This window comes from Nocardiopsis sp. iso_237, from assembly GCF_056173345.1.
The window spans coordinates 4,113,584-4,128,625 of the sequence record NZ_CM149669.1 but is presented as its reverse complement, the minus strand read 5'-3'; the positions used below and the strand labels follow the sequence as shown (position 1 = coordinate 4,128,625).

Sequence of the window (15,042 nt, the reverse complement as noted above, 5' to 3'; positions counted from 1 at the left end):
GCCGAAGTGGCCTACACCGTCAACGTGAACGGGATGGGGCGGGTAACCAGGATCGTTGAGATGTTCACTCCCTGAAGCCCGGTGGCAGCCCCCAGGTGAGCCCGGTGAAGGGAACCGGTTACGACGGTTTGCGGGTGTGCGGCTGACGAGTCACTCCCGGCGCAGGGCTGAGGCACCCCTGACCTCCTCGACGAGGGATCTCGCCGCCGGGTCGTCGAACCCTTCCAACAGCTCCAATGCCTCGGTCCAGTGCTCTCGGGCCCGCTCGGCCTCGCCCAGTGCTGCCACGGTGAGCGCCAGCCGGTGCAGGCATGCCGCCAGACGCCAGTGGTCGCCGCACCCCCGGTAGCCGGACGCCTCCTGGCGGAGGAAACGCGCCGACTCCTCCCGCAGTCCCAGCGCCGCGTACACCTCGCCCACACTCTCGAAGCACTCCGCCTCGCGTCGCCGGTCGGCGATCCTGCGGTGCAGGGCCGCCGAGTGGTGGAAGCACGCCAGGCCTCCTCCTGGTCGGCCAGCTCGGCCCGGACCCGACCCAGCTGCAACAGGGCGTAGGCCTCCTCGGTGAGGTCGCCGGGGTCGCGGGCCACCTCCAGAGCCTCTTCGAGACAGCTCAGGGCCCGGGGTTGGTCGCCCAGTCGCTGCCAGGCCATGCCCAGGCAGGCCAGCGTCGCGAACTCGGTGATCCGGTCGCAGGTCTCCCGTTGGATGGCCACGGCCCATTCGGCGAGGTTGATCGCCTCGCCCGGTTCGTTGAGCTCCAGGAGCACAGCGGCGAGGTTTCCGAGAGCGATCCCCTCCCAGAGCCGTTCCCCGAGGTCCCGTGCCAGGCGCAGACTCTGCTGGAAGTGTTCGCGGGCCGCATCGAGCCGATGGGTGCGCAGGCGCACCAGCCCGACGGAGTTCAGCGACATTGCCACGCCGTAGCCGTCGTTCAGTGAGCGGGGCAGGTCCAGGGCCCGCAGCTGGAAGGTCTTATAAGTCGGGTCCGAGTTTTCGCGCGACAGCAGGTGAGAACTGGTGAACCCGATGGCGGCCGTTGAGATCCTTAGTATGGTCGTCTACCTATGTCCGGATGGCGTGGTCGCTGTCGCCGCTGCGGGAGTCCTTTCTCGCCCCCGACGGCCCATCGACCGGCGACGGTGGTCAGCGGAATCCCTGGGATGCGGTTGCGGATGACGAGCCGCCGGTCCGTGAGCCCTGGGCCGCCCGATAGGGCGAAGCGGCGGGGCCGAAACCGGCCGCGCTGACGGGGATCTTTCCGCCGAAAGGAGACGGAACCGCGGCAACGGTCACCGCATTGCTCCTTTGGTGGATCTCCGACGTCCGAGCCTGGGTAACCACGACCCATGACCACGACACAGACCGAGCAGAGCACGGAACCCGTCACGACCCGGATCGTCGACTACTACGACGGTCGCAAACGGGCCTGGGTGAAGGAAGCCGTGCGCCTGTTGCACGCGGACGCCACGCGCTCGGCGGACACGCACGTCTTCCGATTCCCGCTTCCAGTGGAGTGGGGCATCGACCTCTACGTCAAGGACGAGTCGGTGCATCCCTCCGGGAGCCTCAAGCACCGCATGGCGCGTGCGCTGTACTTGCACGCCCTGTGCACTGGCTGGATCGAGGCCGACACGCACGTGTTCGAGGCCTCCAGCGGGTCCACGGCGGTCTCCGAGGCCTATTTCGCCCAGCTTCTGGGGCTGAAGTTCACGGCTGTGGTGCCCAAGAACACCAGCGTGGAGAAGGTGGAGCTCATCAAGGCCTACGGGGGCGAAGTGAAGAACCCCGGACCCGACGGCGACATCGAGAAGGAAGCCGCACGGCTGGTCAAGGAGACCCCGAAGGGGCACTTCATGGACCAGTTCACCTACGCGGAGCGCGCCTACGACTACCGGGACGACCACAACGTCGCGGCGACCGTCTTCCAGCAGATCTCTGAGGAGCGCCACCCCGACCCCAAGTGGTTCGTGGTGGGAGCGGGCACCGGCGGCACCGGTGCGACCATCGGCCGACACATCCGCTTCAGTCGTCGCGACGCCCGTGTGTGCGTCGTGGACCCGCAGAACTCCGCGTTCTTCCCCAACTGGGTGGCCAACCAGGGCCACCCCAAGAGCCAGTGGCCGGAGGACCCCTCGACGTGGATCAAGGGGAGCCCGTCGCACATCGAGGGGATCGGGCGCCCTACGGTCGAGCCCTCGTTCCTGCCCGCCGTCGTCGACCGGATGATCTCAGTGCCCGACGCCGCCTCGATTGCCGCCATGCGGCTGCTCCTGTCCCGCCTGCGCCACCGCGCGGGCCCCTCCACCGGGACCAACCTGTGGGGAGCACTGCGGATTGTCGCGGAGATGCTGTCCGACGGTGAGCAGGGCAGCGTGGTCATGCTCATGTGTGACCAGGGTGAGCGGTACATGAAGAGCTACTACGACGACACATGGGTCGAGCAGACGCTCAAGCTGGATCTCGTGCCCTACACGAGGGCGCTGGAGGACTTCCTCGCGACCGGTCGCTGGAACGAGCCGGTGGTCGCCGCCGTGCCCGCCGCGAGGGATGCCTGAGCGAAATCAGCGCACGAGGCTTCGCGAAGCGAGCTCCAGGCGGGCCCCTGCGGTGTCGCGGGGGCCCGCCCGGGGTTTGCTGTCCGAGCTTCATCGGCGCAGCGAGAGGCAGCCTGGTTGTCGCGAGCGGGGAATGATCCAAAAATCACGACCTAGCTCCGCGAGTGTCAGGGTGACTTGAGACGGTCGGAGCTATCGCGCCGCATGGCCGGTTCCGGGCAGTGGTCGAAAGTCCCTGACGAACGACGTATCCGGCTGGTAAATCTGCGTGGCGGAGTGTCAGCGGGTCGTGACGGAGCGGCCCCTTGCCGGGGAATCGGGAGAACGCGCGCGTGGAGCCGAGCGAGCTTGTGGCCAGGATCGTCTTTGAAGAGGACGTGACAGAGGAAGAGGCGGAGCAGCACACCCGGGACCTGGTTCTCCTGTTGGAGGACCTGGACGTCGACGAGGTGGGTGTGCCAGAGGGCGATGCGGGGGCGGGAACCAGGTCAGCCGATCCTGCTTGGCTCGCGGGGGCGGTGGTGGTGGCCGGTGCGATCCTCAAACCGGTGCTCTCCGCTCTGGTGGAGCTCCTGGGGAAGTGGATCGAACAGAGCGGTCAGCGGTCGGTGACGGTGGAGCTCGGCGACGCCAAGGTCACCGTGAAGGGTCGCGTGGCCACGAAGGACGTCGAGTCCTATGTGCGGGCCCTCAACGAGGGGCGCAAGCTCCAGGGGACCGGTGACTGATGCGTCGGACAGCGATCCTCATCGGGGTCAACCGCTACGACGACCTGGCCCCGCTCGACTCACCGCACGAGGACGTCAACGCCATCGAACGGGTCCTGAAGGCCAACGGGCACTACAACCGGGTCCAGCCCCTGCTGGATCCCACCCGAAACGAGGCCATGGAGGCCCTGGAGACGGCGCTGTCGGAGGGCAAGCCCGACGACCTCCTCCTCGTCTCCTTCTCCGGGCACGGGGTCAAGGACAAGCGGGGACGGCTGCACCTGGCCCTTCGGGACACGCGCCGCAAGCGCCTGGAAACGACGGCGCTGTCCGCGGAGGTCCTCAAGCGGTTGCTGGAGGACTCCCGGATGCGCAGCAAGGTGCTGTTGCTGGACTGCTGCCACGGAGGGGCGTTCGCCGACGGTTTCGCGACCCGGTCCGGTGGTGGGGAGGAGGCCGAGCCCCTGGATCTGGAACGCCAGCTCAGCGATGGAGCCGGGACCTACGTGATCGCGGCCTCGGGCGCCCTGGAACTGGCTCGGGAGGGTGACAACAGCGCGGGTGTGCGTCCGTCCCCGTTCAGTGCCTCCGTGGTGCGCGGGCTGGCAGGGGCGGCCACCGACTCCAACGGCGACGGGTGGATCGACGCGGTCGACCTCTACCAGCACGTCCACCGCGAGGTCGACCACGTGGAGGGCCAACGCGTCACGGTCTCCTCCCTGGGGGTGCGCGGTTCCCTGGTGCTGGCCCGGCACACGGGGTCGGCGACCGCCGCCGACCTGCCGAAGGCCCAGGCCGGTACAGGGAAGGAGGGTAGTGCGGAGGAACGCGTCGAAGCTCCCGCCGGGGAGGCGGGCCGGGGCGAGCACCGTGCTGGCGGTGTGTGGGGCTGGGGCCCCTACCTCGACTACCTGCGCGACTGCCTGGTGAAGCAGAGCGTGTTGCAGCAGCTGCCGGACGCGAGCGGACGGGACGCGGCGGTCTGCGACATGGGCTCGGAGGTGCTCCTGAGCAGGGCGGAGGACCGGTGGCGACTGACCGGCCGGGCCGAGGGCCTGGCCCGGGAGGCGGTCGACGAGGGCCGCTCCCTGCGTTACGGCTATCCGGCGGTGCTCTTCGACCCGGTGCGGTCCGAGCGCGGCCGTGGCCGTAGGGCCAAACTCGCCCCGCTGTTCGTGATGGACGTGGAGGTCGAGGAGGAGGACGGTGAGCACTTCCTGGTTCCGGTCGGCGAGCCGGAGCTCAACCGGGAACTGCTGGTCTCGGCAGCCGACCTCGATGAGGGGGACATCGAGGAACTGGTCACCTGGTTCGAGGCCGACTGGGACGGCGGTGGGGTCTCGGGCCTGGCGGACAAGGCGCGCACGGTCTGCGTCAAGCTGGACCTGACCAGGGTCGACGATCTGGTCGCCGGGGAACTGCGCTCGTCGTGGGACGTGCGGCACGGTGCCCGCAGGGGGGCACAGAACGCCGCCGTCCTCTACCGGGGGGACCCCGCCGCGACGGCCGTCAAACAGTTGCTCGGCGATCTGGACCGGAGGAGTGGAGGGATCCGCCTCGAGAAGATCGACGGGACCGCGCTCGCGACCCTGTCCGGTGCCCCGCCGACCACCGGTGGTGCGAGGCCGGTGCTGCCCGTCGTGACCGGTCGCAGCAACACCGCGCAGGAGGAGATCCTCGCCTCCGCCATGAGCCAGGTGCTGACCGTGGCCACCGGCGCTCCCGGAACCGGTAAGAGCGAACTCATCACCTCCGTGGTCACCACGGCCATCGCTGCCGGGCAGTCGGTCCTGGTCGCCTCCACCAACAACACGGCCGTGGACGAGGTGGTCACGAGGGTCAACAAGCTCGGCCCGGACGTGGATCTGATGGTGCGCACCGGGAAGCAGGAGCATCGTGCACGTGAATCCGAAAAGCTCAACGCCCTGTTGGCCGCCGAGTGGGGCGCGGCGGACACGGCCACCGCGCACGCGCGTCTGGCGGTCCACCAGAGGGGGTTGGACGCGGGACGTGACGAGCTGGCGGAGGCGGAGCGGACGGAGCGGCGGTTGGCGCTGCTGGCCGAGGCACGGAACCGGCTGCGGCGCGGCCTGCCGACGGCGGTCGCCGCGTCCGCTTTCGAGAGGCCGCAGGACCGGGGCCGCTGGACCCGCAGGGTGGAGGCGTCCCTGGAGTCACGTTGGACGGGCTGGTGGCACCGGTGGTTGACGCGTCGGGGGCTCGGCGTCTCGGGGACGGACCAGGAACTGTCCAGCATCCTGGCGTACCTGACCACGGAGAACGAGTGGTGGGAGCTGCGCGAGCGGTCGGAGCGGGGACCGGGCCCAGAGCAGACGGCGGACAGGATGCGTGGCCTGCGCGAGGAGCGGCGCGAAGCCAGCACCGAGTACCTGCTGGGTCGGGTCGCGGACTCGCTGCGCCGGGGGAGGACCGTCGTCGAGGGGCGTCTACGCAACCTCGCCTCCGGGCAGAACGGGTGGAAGGGCATGAAGGCGTTGGTGCGCACCGTGCCCGCGTGGGCCACCACGTCCCGGTCGGTGCGCGGGGTCTTCCCACCCGAACCCGGGCTGTTCGACCTGGTGGTGATCGACGAGGCCAGTCAGTGCACGGTCGCGGACCTGGTGCCGCTGCTCTACCGGTCGCGTCGGGCCCTGGTGATCGGCGATCCCTACCAGCTGCAACCGGTCAACCCCATGACCGCGCAGGACGACCGTCGTATCCTCTCCGTCCACGGGCTGCCCGCAGGGGAGACCGAGGAGCGGTCTCTCTCCTTTGGCGGCTCCTCTGCCTACCACGCGGCAGCGTCCGCGCTGGTCGCGGGCGGTGGCGAGGTCCTGTGGCTCGACGAGCACTACCGCTGCCACCCCGACATCGTCGCGCCGGTGAACCGCCGTTTCTACGGCGAGCGTCTGGCGGTGCGCACCAACAGCGCGGCTCTCGCCGCTCCGGGCGACCCCGCCGTGCAGTGGATCGACGTGCGTGGTGCCTGCGAACGTCCCGGAGGACGCTCCTGCCTCAACCGGGAGGAGGCGGAGTCGGTGCTCGACCTGCTCCGTAAGCTGTGGCGGTCCCTGCCCCCGGAGGCGAGCATCGGAGTGGTCTCGCCGTTCGCCCCGCAGGTTCGTCTCATCGAGGACAAGCTCGGGGACGCTGCCACCGACCGCATCCGCGTGGGCACGGCGCACCGGTTCCAGGGTGGAGAGCGTGACGTCGTCGTCATCTCACCCGCGGCGGCCGCCGGTGTGCACCGGAGCAGCGGGAACTGGGCGCGCCAGCAGCAGAACCTGTGGAACGTGGCGGTCACCCGCGCCCGCTCGCGCTTGTACGTGGTCGGCGACCGCGAGTACTGGGCCGACCAGGGCGGGCTGTTGGGCGACCTCGCGGCACAGGAGGAGGTCTCGGGCGTCGGTGCGCTCGACGAGGCCGGCAGCCTGCTGTTCGAGGCGCTGACCGTGCGCGGAAGCAGCCCGAGGGTCGGCCACCGTGTCGAGGGGTACTCCTGTGACCTCCTGGTGCCGGGGGAGCACACGGATACGGCGGTGATCGTCGATCGTGCCGGGGTCGCATCCACCGCCGCTCCTGCTCCGGGACGGACACTCCAGCGCGTCCTGGACCGGACGGCCCTGTTCGAGGGGGTCTCCGGCGCACGCACGGTACGCGTACCCGCCTGGCGATGCCTCGCCGAACCCGAGACGGTGGCGGGCGAGCTCATCGGTGGTTGAGCCGGGCCGAGCTCCTGGAACGTCTGGCCATCCATCCGCCCCGCAGGGCGAAGGTGACGGTCAGCGCGGGTTGGGAGCGCCGTTCCAGTAGTGGCCGCAGACCCCGCCCACCTCCTCGGAGAGCGTGGTGGTGAGGTCGGGGTCCCAGCCCTGCTCCATGAGCCAGGCGCGGACGTCGTCGCGTTCCTCGCGGACGCGCCGGTAGGCGTCCCGAACCCTCGAATACCGCTCCTTGCGCTCAGGGCGTTTGCGCCTGAGGTCGCGGCGGGCCTTGGTGATCCTGCGCCCGTAGTACTCCTCGATTACCGCGGCTGCGTTGAGGTGGCTGAGGAAACCGTCCTCCTGCCAGTCGGACAGTTCCCTGGCGCGGAGTTCCTCCAGTTCCTTACCGGTGCCGCCTGGATCGCCGCCGGAGGCGCGCGCGGCGCGTGCCACGCCCTGGGTGTTCTCCAGGCGGCCGGTGAGGAACTCCTCGATGGCGGCCAGTGCGGTGGATTGCGTGGCCTGTCCGTCCGACGCCATGGTCGCCTCCGGTCTCGGTCCTGTTCGGTACGGGTGATGAGCTACGCGTCACCCTCGAACAGGTTCGCACGCGGGCGGTGCCGAGTGGTCGGCGAGACGGGCCACGGAGTCGGACGGCCGGTGGTCAACTCCCCGTGTTGAGCGACCAGATGGAGAAGTTGAGCGCGGTCGCGAACGCCACCCAGGCCCAGTAGGGCACCAGCAGGGCCGCGGCCCAACGGGACACGCGCGCGAACAGGAGCATGGTCACCGCTAGGGCGACCAACAGCAGCACGATGTCCACCAGGGCGGTTCCCCGGAGTCCGGCGGTGAAGAACAGCGGCGACCACGCCGCGTTCAGGAGCAACTGGGCGGCGAACAGGGACAGTTCCGTGCGGGCTCCCTGCCAGCCTCGCTGGCGCCAGACCAGCCAGCCGGACACGGCGATCATCGCGTACAGCACTGTCCACACCGGGCCGAACAGCCAGGACGGTGGTGCCCACGACGGTTGTTGGAGAGCCGCGTAGTCCCCGGCCGTTCCGGGATTGGAGAGCACCCCCACCAGCGCGGCCGCGGTCACGGCGGCGGCGAACACCAGGGCCGCGAGGAGTGCGGACGCGGTCGACGGGGTGATTCTGGGCGTGGCGGTGGTCATGGCTTCCCTTCGAGCGCAGGAGCGCTGGCTTGTGGTCGGCTGGCGCACTGAGGTGGCGGCGCCGACATCATTGGCTCATTGCTCGTATACCGAGTAACTCGTTTTCCAAACGTTTATCTGTCAGAGAGTACGTGTCCCTGAGCGCAGCGTCCCGCCTCTGTGCCTCCCACTCCCAGGGCGGAGTCGGCCACATACTGTCCCCGTGGGCGATGCGGTCGTCGAGGGAGAGCCCGCGGGAGTGGAGGACTCCACCGCTCGTCGGCGTGTGGGTGGAGCCCTCCTCGCGCGTTTCCCCGCGTGATGGGTGCGATCACCGTCGGGTACGCCCTCGTCATGGGCGTCGGCCTGCCCACCGACGCCGACCGCTGCGCCGCGTTCGCGGTCGCGGGAGGGTTCGGTGTGCTGTGCGCGCTGAGCGCCGTCGGAGCGCGTCGCCCGCAGCGGTCCGGCCGCGAAGCCATGTTGAGCGCGTCCCAACACGACACCGAAGGAACTGGTGCATATGACCCAGGACAGGCCTCTGTGGTTGTTCGGTGACCAGCTCGGCGGGCACTTCCACGGCACCCACCGGAACCGGGGCCGACCGATCCTGTTGATCGAGTCCGAGCTGGCCCTGCGGCGGCGGCCGTACCACCGGCAGAAGCTGCACGTGGTCCTGGCGGCCATGCGGCGGTTGGCGCAGGACCTGGGGGACCGGGTCACCTACGTCCGGGCGGCGACCTACCGGGAGGGGCTGCGCCGGTTCGGTCGGACGGTTGACGTGCACGAACCCGGGTCGCACGCGGCGTCGGCGCTGGTCGAACGCCTTCGGGACGAGGGGCTGGTCGGCGAGGTCCTGCCCACTCCGGGGTTCGTGTTGGGGAAGGCCGAGTTCGCCGAGTGGGCGCAGGGCCGGTCGGGGTTCCGGATGGAGGACTTCTACCGGGACCAGCGCCGCAGGTTCGGGGTCCTGCTGGAACCGGACGGCGGCCCCGTGGGTGGCGGGTGGAACTTCGACAGGCACAACCGAGAGGGGCCGCCCGAAGCCGCGACGCTGGGGGTGCCCGCGCCGTGGCGCCCCCGGGAGAACTCCATCGACCGGGGGGTCCGGCGGGACCTGGACGCGTTGTGCGGCGAGACCGGGAGCAGGGTGGTGGGCGGGGACGGTCCCCGCCTGTTCGCGGTGGGCCGCGCCGAGGCGGGGCGGGCGCTGCGCCGGTTCCTCGACGAGCGGTTGCCGACGTTCGGCGCGTACCAGGACGCCATGTTGGAGGACGACTGGAGCATGTCGCACTCGCTCCTTTCCGTCCCGCTCAACCTGGGACTGTTGGATCCGCTCAGGGTCGTCGGGGCCGCCGAGCGCCGGTACCGGGAGGGCGCCGCGCCGCTGGCGTCGGCCGAGGGGTTCGTTCGGCAGGTGCTGGGGTGGCGGGAGTGGACCTGGCACCTGTACTGGCACCTGGGCCCGGACTACCTGCGGTCGAACCACTTCGGGGCGACGACGGAGCTGCCCGGGTGGTGGCGCGCACTCGACTCCGAGGGGACCGAGGCCCGGTGCCTGAGCCGGACCATGGCGGGGGTGCGCGAGCGGGGCTACGCCCACCACATCGAGCGGCTCATGGTGCTGGGCAGTCACGCCCTCCAGCGGGGGTACCGGCCCGACCAGTTGAGCGCGTGGTTCGCCACCTCGTTCGTGGACGGCTTCCCCTGGGTGATGGCCACCAACGTCATCGGGATGAGCCAGTACGCCGACGGCGGGCAGGTGGCCACCAAGCCCTACACCTCCGGTGGGGCCTACATCCGTCGCATGAGTGACCACTGCGACTCGTGCCGGTTCGACCCCGGGGTGCGGGTGGGACCCCGGGCCTGCCCGTTCACCGCCGGGTACTGGGCGTGGATGAGCCGCAACGAGGAGGCGCTCGCCGGCAACCACCGGATGGCGCGACCCCTCGCGACGATGCGGCGGCTGCCGGATCTGGAGGCACTCGTCGAACAGGAGCGGCAACGGGAGTAGCCGTGGGTGATTTGGGCCTTTGGGGTGGTTTCTTCGGTGACCGAAAAGGGGCGAGTTCGGTGGTCTTGGATCCCCGAATGAACCCGGCCTTGGTCCGATTTTTGATCATTTCTGGGTTGCTTGGGTGATTATGTCCGCGTGTTGTGGGTGCTGGGCAGCGGGAGGGGTCGGGGTCTCATTGATGCTGATCATGTGGGGTGCTTCGCTGATCGGGGTGGGCGATCTGTGGCGAAGATCCCGATTTGGGAATCGGAGATTTGCGGGTTGCTCTTCTTGTGTCTGAAAATGGGATTCCTGTGATTTCGCGGTGGTGTTTCTCGTAAGGTGGGCCGCGGTTTGTGGGGGACGGTTCGGGAGCGGTCGTATTGCGCCCGTCCCGGTGGTTTCCGTCCCCTTCGCCCTCTCAGTCCGTGCACGGCGGCTCCGCCGTCGAGCACGGGTACACGCGACCACGATGAAGAGAGACACCTCCGATGTCGATCGACTCAGCCCCCGAGGTTCGGACCAGCGATCAGCAGAGCCTGGCGACCGCGGCCGCGCGGAACCTGGCGACCACCACCAAGTCCGCTCCGCAGATGCAGGGGAAGAGCTCCCGCTGGCTGCTCAAGACGCTCCCCTGGGTGCAGACCGACGGCGGCGCCTACCGGGTGAACCGCCGACTGACCTACACCATCGGCGACGGCCGGATCGACTTCGAGCAGACCGGCTCCGAGGTGCGCGTGATCCCGCGCGAGCTCGGGGAGCTGGCCGTGCTGCGCGGCTACGACGACATCGAGGTCCTGGAGGCCCTGGCCGGGCGCTTCACCCAGCGGGAGTTCGAGCCGGGTGAGGTCCTCGCGCAGGAGGGCACCCCCGCCGACCGGCTGTTCCTCCTGGCACACGGCCGTGTCCACAAGACCAGCGAGGGCGCCTACGGGGAGACCAACCGCCTCGGTGTGCTCGTGGACGGCGACAACGTCGGTGAGCGGTACCTCCTGGACACCGACCCCGTCTGGGGGTTCACCGTCAAGGCGGCCACCGCGGGCACCCTCCTGGAGCTCCCGCGCCGGGAGTTCATCGCCCTCCTGGACGACTCACCCAGCCTCCAGGCCCAGGTCCAGGCGTTCCTGTCGGTCCCCGGACGCAGCCAGAACAAGTACGGCGAGGCCGAGATCGCCCTCTCCTCCGGGCACTCCGGTGAGGTCGAGATCCCCGGCACCTTCGTCGACTACGAGCTCAGGCCCCGTGAGTACGAGCTGAGCGTCGCCCAGACCGTGCTGCGCGTGCACACCCGGGTGGCCGACCTCTACAACAAGCCGATGAACCAGACCGAGCAGCAGCTGCGGCTGACCATCGAGGCGCTGCGCGAGCGCCAGGAGCACGAGCTGGTCAACAACCGCGAGTTCGGACTGCTGCACAACGCGGACTTCCGCCAGCGCATCCAGACCCACTCGGGCCCGCCCACCCCGGACGACCTCGACGACCTGGTGAGCATGCGCCGCAACACCCAGTTCATGTTCGCGCACCCCCGGGCCATCGCGGCCTTCGGCAAGGAGTGCAACAAGCTGGGCCTCAACATCGGCACCGTCGAGGTCGGCGGCCACCACCTGCCCGCGTGGCGCGGGGTGCCGATCCTGCCGTGCGGCAAGATCCCGATCTCCGAGCACCAGACCTCCTCGATCATCGCCGTGCGTACGGGCGAGGACAACGAGGGCGTCATCGGCCTGCACCAGACCGGCCTGCCCGACGAGGTCGAGCCCGGCCTCAACGCCCGGTTCATGGGCATCGACGACAGGGCGCTCATCTCCTACCTGGTGAGCACCTACTACTCCGCCGCCGTGCTCGTCCCGGACGCCCTGGGCGTCCTGGAGAACGTCGAGGTCCGCCCCCGTGCCTGAACGATCCACACCGTCAGGGAAGGAGGCCTGAGTGTCACTGCTGTCCCGGATGTCCTCGACCAGCGCCGGGCACTCGACGGCGGAGCTGGTGCGCTCGCTGCTGCGCGACCCCCAACGCCCGGGCAAGGCCGACCTGTTCGCGGCCCCGGCGAGGTCCGCGGGCGGGCTGAGCCTGCCCGGCGGACCCACCGGCCTGGGGACCTCTGCCGCCAGGATCCTGCTGCCCGACCGGCCGCCCGTGTCCGAGCCGAGGGGCGCACGGACCGTCACCCTGGTCCCGCCCGCGCCCGTGGGCCCCGGACTCCCGAAGGACGACGGCGGCTCACCGGTCCCGGTCCTGTACTGCCCTCCCGCGGTCCGGGACGACCCGGCGCTGGGGGAGGAGGTCAACGACCGGCTGGTCGAGTGGGCCGAGGAGGTCGGGGTGTACCCCGGTCAGCTGGACCGGGTGCGCGCGTGCGACTTCGGCCGCCTCATCATGCTCGCCCACCCCGAGTCCGACGACCCCGAACGGCTGCTGGCCGCGGCCAAGTGCGCGCTGTCCGAGTGGTCGGTGGACGACCACTACATGGACGGTGAGGTGGAGGAGGCCCGGCCCGAACTGCTCGGGCAACGGCTGGCGATCGCCCACTCGGTGATCGACCAGGCGCACCTGCCGCTGCGGTACGCCCCGCAGTTGGAGGAGGTCGTCCAGGCCGACCCGGTGATGGTGGCGCTGCGCGCCGCCCTCGACAACCTGTCCGACCACGCGTCGTCCGCGCAGGTCCGCCGGTTGCGGCACGAGCTGGCCATCATGTTCGTGGCCTACAACCAGGAGGCGGTCTGGGCGGCGACCCACCAGCGGCCCCCGGTCTGGGAGTTCCTCATGCACCGGCACGAGAACAGCTTCGTGCCCTGCATGGTGCTCATCGACGCGGTCGCCGGTTACGAGCTGTCCCAGGGCGAGTTCTCCGACCCCCGGGTGCGGAGGGTCTTCACCCTGGCGGGGTCGGCGAGCGTGATCGTGAACGACCTCTACTCGATGGGCAAGGAGGACCCCTCCGACTTCAGCGTGCCGAGGCTGATCGCCACCGAGGAGAACTGTTCGGAGCGCGAGGCCATCGAGCGCACCGTCCTGCTCCACGACGAGATCATGCACACCTACGAGGCGGAGGCGGCCGCGCTCGCCCTCTCCGGATCACCGGAACTGCGCCGCTTCCTCGCCGGAGTGTGGGCCTGGCTCGGGGGAAGCCGGGAGTGGCACGCCCGGACCGCGCGCTACCACGGCGCCGCCGCCAGCTGACCCCACCGCATCCGAGACCCCTCCGAGCGGGGGCGCGTGCCCCCGCTCAGGTTCGGTGTGCCCCGCGAACGCGGTGCGCCCCCGAACACAACACGTCATCCATGACAAGGAGCAACACGATGACCACCACCATGCCCTCTCACAACCCGGTGCGGAACCAGGGCCCGGTACTGCGGACCGCCTACCAGCAATCCGTGGCGGACTACTGGAACGCGGAGAAGGACCCCGTGAACATCCGCCTGGGTGAGGTCGACGGTCTCTTCCACCACCACTACGGGATCGGCGACTACGACCCCTCCGTGCTGGAGGGCCCCGAGGAGACACGCGAACAGCGGATCATCGAGGAGATGCACCGCCTGGAGACCGCGCAGGCGGACGTGCTCCTGGACCACCTCGGTGACATCACTCCGGACGACCGCATCCAGGACACCGGCTCCGGCCGCGGCGGCACCAGCTTCATGGCCAACGCCCGGTTCGGCTGCCACGTGGACGGCGTGAGCATCTCCGAGCAGCAGGTGGAGTTCGCCAACGCCCAGGCCCGGGAGCGGGGCGTGGACGACAAGGTGCGCTTCCACTTCCGCAACATGCTGGACACCGGCTTCGAGTCGGGCTCGATGCGGGCCAGCTGGAACAACGAGTCCACCATGTACGTGGACCTGTTCGAGCTCTTCAGCGAGCACTCCCGCCTGCTGGAGTACGGCGGCCGCTACGTCACCATCACCGGCTGCTACAACGACGTGACCGGCGGCCGGTCCAAGGCGGTCAGCCGGATCGACGAGCACTACACGTGCAACATCCACCCCCGGAGCGAGTACTTCCGGGCGATGTCCGCCAACAACCTGGTGCCGATCAACGTCGTGGACCTCACCGCCGCGACCATCCCGTACTGGGAGCTGCGGGCGCAGTCCCAGGTCGCGACCGGGGTCGAGGACCCCTTCCTGACCGCGTACAAGGAGGGCAGCTTCCACTACCTGCTCATCGCGGCCGACAAGGTCTGACCCTCCCTCCCGCACACGGCCCGGTGTCCGGGGCGCCCCTCCCTCAGGGGCCGCCCCGGCCCGGGCCGTCACTCGCGGCACACCACACCACCGTCGAACACGAAGGGCGCTCATGACCACCGACACCCATGCCGGGTCCGTGAACGAGACCGTGCGGGACGAGCCCCGGCCGATCATGCTCGAACTGGTCGACGAGGACGGGAACACCACGGGCACCGCCGAGAAGCTGTCCGCGCACCAGGCCCCGGGACAGCTGCACCGGGCGTTCTCGGTCTTCCTGCTGGACGAGCGGGGCCGACTCATGCTCCAGCGCCGCGCCCTGTCCAAGTACCACTCGCCGGGCCTGTGGTCCAACACCTGCTGCGGCCACCCGGAACCCGGTGAGCTCCCCTTCGTGGCGGCGTCCCGGCGCACGGGAGAGGAGCTGGGGGTGGCGCCGGCGCTCATGCGCGCGGCCGGAACGGTGAGCTACCACCACACGGACCCGGTCTCCGGGCTCGTGGAACGCGAGTACAACCACCTGTTCGTCGGGGTGGTCCGCGGCCGGACCCGGCCCGACCCCGAGGAGGTGGCCGAGACGTCCCTCGTGGACGCCGCCGGGCTGGAGCGGCTGCGCGCGGCCGCCGAGTTCTCGGTGTGGTTCCCCACGGTCCTCGACGCCGTGCGGCCCTCCCTGCGTGAGCTGGGACCCGAGGCCGGCTGGTGAGCCGAAGGCCGGGGCGGCGGGTGCGACCCACCGCCCCGGCCAG

At 70.0% G+C, this 15,042-nt stretch carries 11 protein-coding genes and 1 pseudogene; 8 read left to right on the top strand and 4 right to left on the bottom strand.

Translation table 11 applies throughout. The annotated features are described in order from the left end of the window. Positions 1-150: 150 nt before the first annotated feature. Positions 151-411, bottom strand: coding sequence for a hypothetical protein (locus AC0VYM_RS18865; protein ID WP_475463304.1), 261 nt, complete (start codon positions 409-411; stop codon positions 151-153). 182 nt (positions 412-593) lie between these two features. Beyond that, positions 594-914, bottom strand: a pseudogene (locus AC0VYM_RS18860) (tetratricopeptide repeat protein); the annotation flags it as partial. A 435-nt stretch (positions 915-1,349) separates the two neighbouring features. On the opposite strand from AC0VYM_RS18860, the gene AC0VYM_RS18855 reads away from it, so the two are divergent. The 3 genes from AC0VYM_RS18855 (at position 1,350) to AC0VYM_RS18845 (ending at position 6,987) form a co-directional block, all read left to right on the top strand. Next, positions 1,350-2,558: a PLP-dependent cysteine synthase family protein gene (locus AC0VYM_RS18855; RefSeq protein ID WP_475454005.1), complete on the top strand. Its 1,209-nt coding sequence runs from the start codon at positions 1,350-1,352 to the stop codon at positions 2,556-2,558. A gap of 377 nt (positions 2,559-2,935) precedes the next feature. Beyond that, the gene (locus AC0VYM_RS18850) at positions 2,936-3,286 is read left to right on the top strand and encodes a hypothetical protein (RefSeq protein WP_475454003.1); all 351 of its coding nucleotides are present in this window, start codon (positions 2,936-2,938) and stop codon (positions 3,284-3,286) included. Further along, the gene (locus AC0VYM_RS18845) at positions 3,286-6,987 is read left to right on the top strand and encodes a caspase, EACC1-associated type (RefSeq protein WP_475454001.1); all 3,702 of its coding nucleotides are present in this window, start codon (positions 3,286-3,288) and stop codon (positions 6,985-6,987) included. Before AC0VYM_RS18850 ends, AC0VYM_RS18845 begins: the two co-directional genes overlap by 1 nt. A gap of 60 nt (positions 6,988-7,047) precedes the next feature. Here AC0VYM_RS18845 and AC0VYM_RS18840 read toward each other — a convergent pair whose 3' ends face one another. Then, positions 7,048-7,509: a hypothetical protein gene (locus tag AC0VYM_RS18840; protein ID WP_475453999.1), complete on the bottom strand. Its 462-nt coding sequence runs from the start codon at positions 7,507-7,509 to the stop codon at positions 7,048-7,050. A 124-nt stretch (positions 7,510-7,633) separates the two neighbouring features. Then, positions 7,634-8,143, bottom strand: coding sequence for a TspO/MBR family protein (locus AC0VYM_RS18835; RefSeq protein WP_475453996.1), 510 nt, complete (start codon positions 8,141-8,143; stop codon positions 7,634-7,636). A gap of 502 nt (positions 8,144-8,645) precedes the next feature. Here AC0VYM_RS18835 and AC0VYM_RS18830 point away from each other — a divergent pair. The 5 genes from AC0VYM_RS18830 (at position 8,646) to idi (ending at position 14,999) form a co-directional block, all read left to right on the top strand. Beyond that, the gene (locus AC0VYM_RS18830; RefSeq protein ID WP_475453995.1) at positions 8,646-10,136 is read left to right on the top strand and encodes a cryptochrome/photolyase family protein; all 1,491 of its coding nucleotides are present in this window, start codon (positions 8,646-8,648) and stop codon (positions 10,134-10,136) included. A 473-nt stretch (positions 10,137-10,609) separates the two neighbouring features. After that, positions 10,610-12,013 carry a family 2B encapsulin nanocompartment shell protein gene (locus AC0VYM_RS18825; RefSeq protein WP_475453992.1) on the top strand — a complete coding sequence of 468 codons (1,404 nt, stop codon included), beginning with the start codon at positions 10,610-10,612 and terminating at the stop codon, positions 12,011-12,013. A 31-nt stretch (positions 12,014-12,044) separates the two neighbouring features. Then, entirely contained in the window at positions 12,045-13,295 is a 1,251-nt protein-coding gene (locus AC0VYM_RS18820; RefSeq protein ID WP_475453990.1) for a family 2 encapsulin nanocompartment cargo protein terpene cyclase, read from the top strand. Between the two features lie 119 nt (positions 13,296-13,414). Next, a complete protein-coding gene (locus AC0VYM_RS18815) occupies positions 13,415-14,293 on the top strand; it encodes a geranyl diphosphate 2-C-methyltransferase (protein WP_475453988.1) in 879 nt (292 codons plus the stop codon). A gap of 112 nt (positions 14,294-14,405) precedes the next feature. Further along, positions 14,406-14,999 (top strand): isopentenyl-diphosphate Delta-isomerase, encoded by a 594-nt coding sequence (gene idi / locus AC0VYM_RS18810; RefSeq protein WP_475453986.1) that lies wholly within the window; start codon positions 14,406-14,408, stop codon positions 14,997-14,999. The last annotated feature ends 43 nt before the right edge of the window (positions 15,000-15,042 follow it).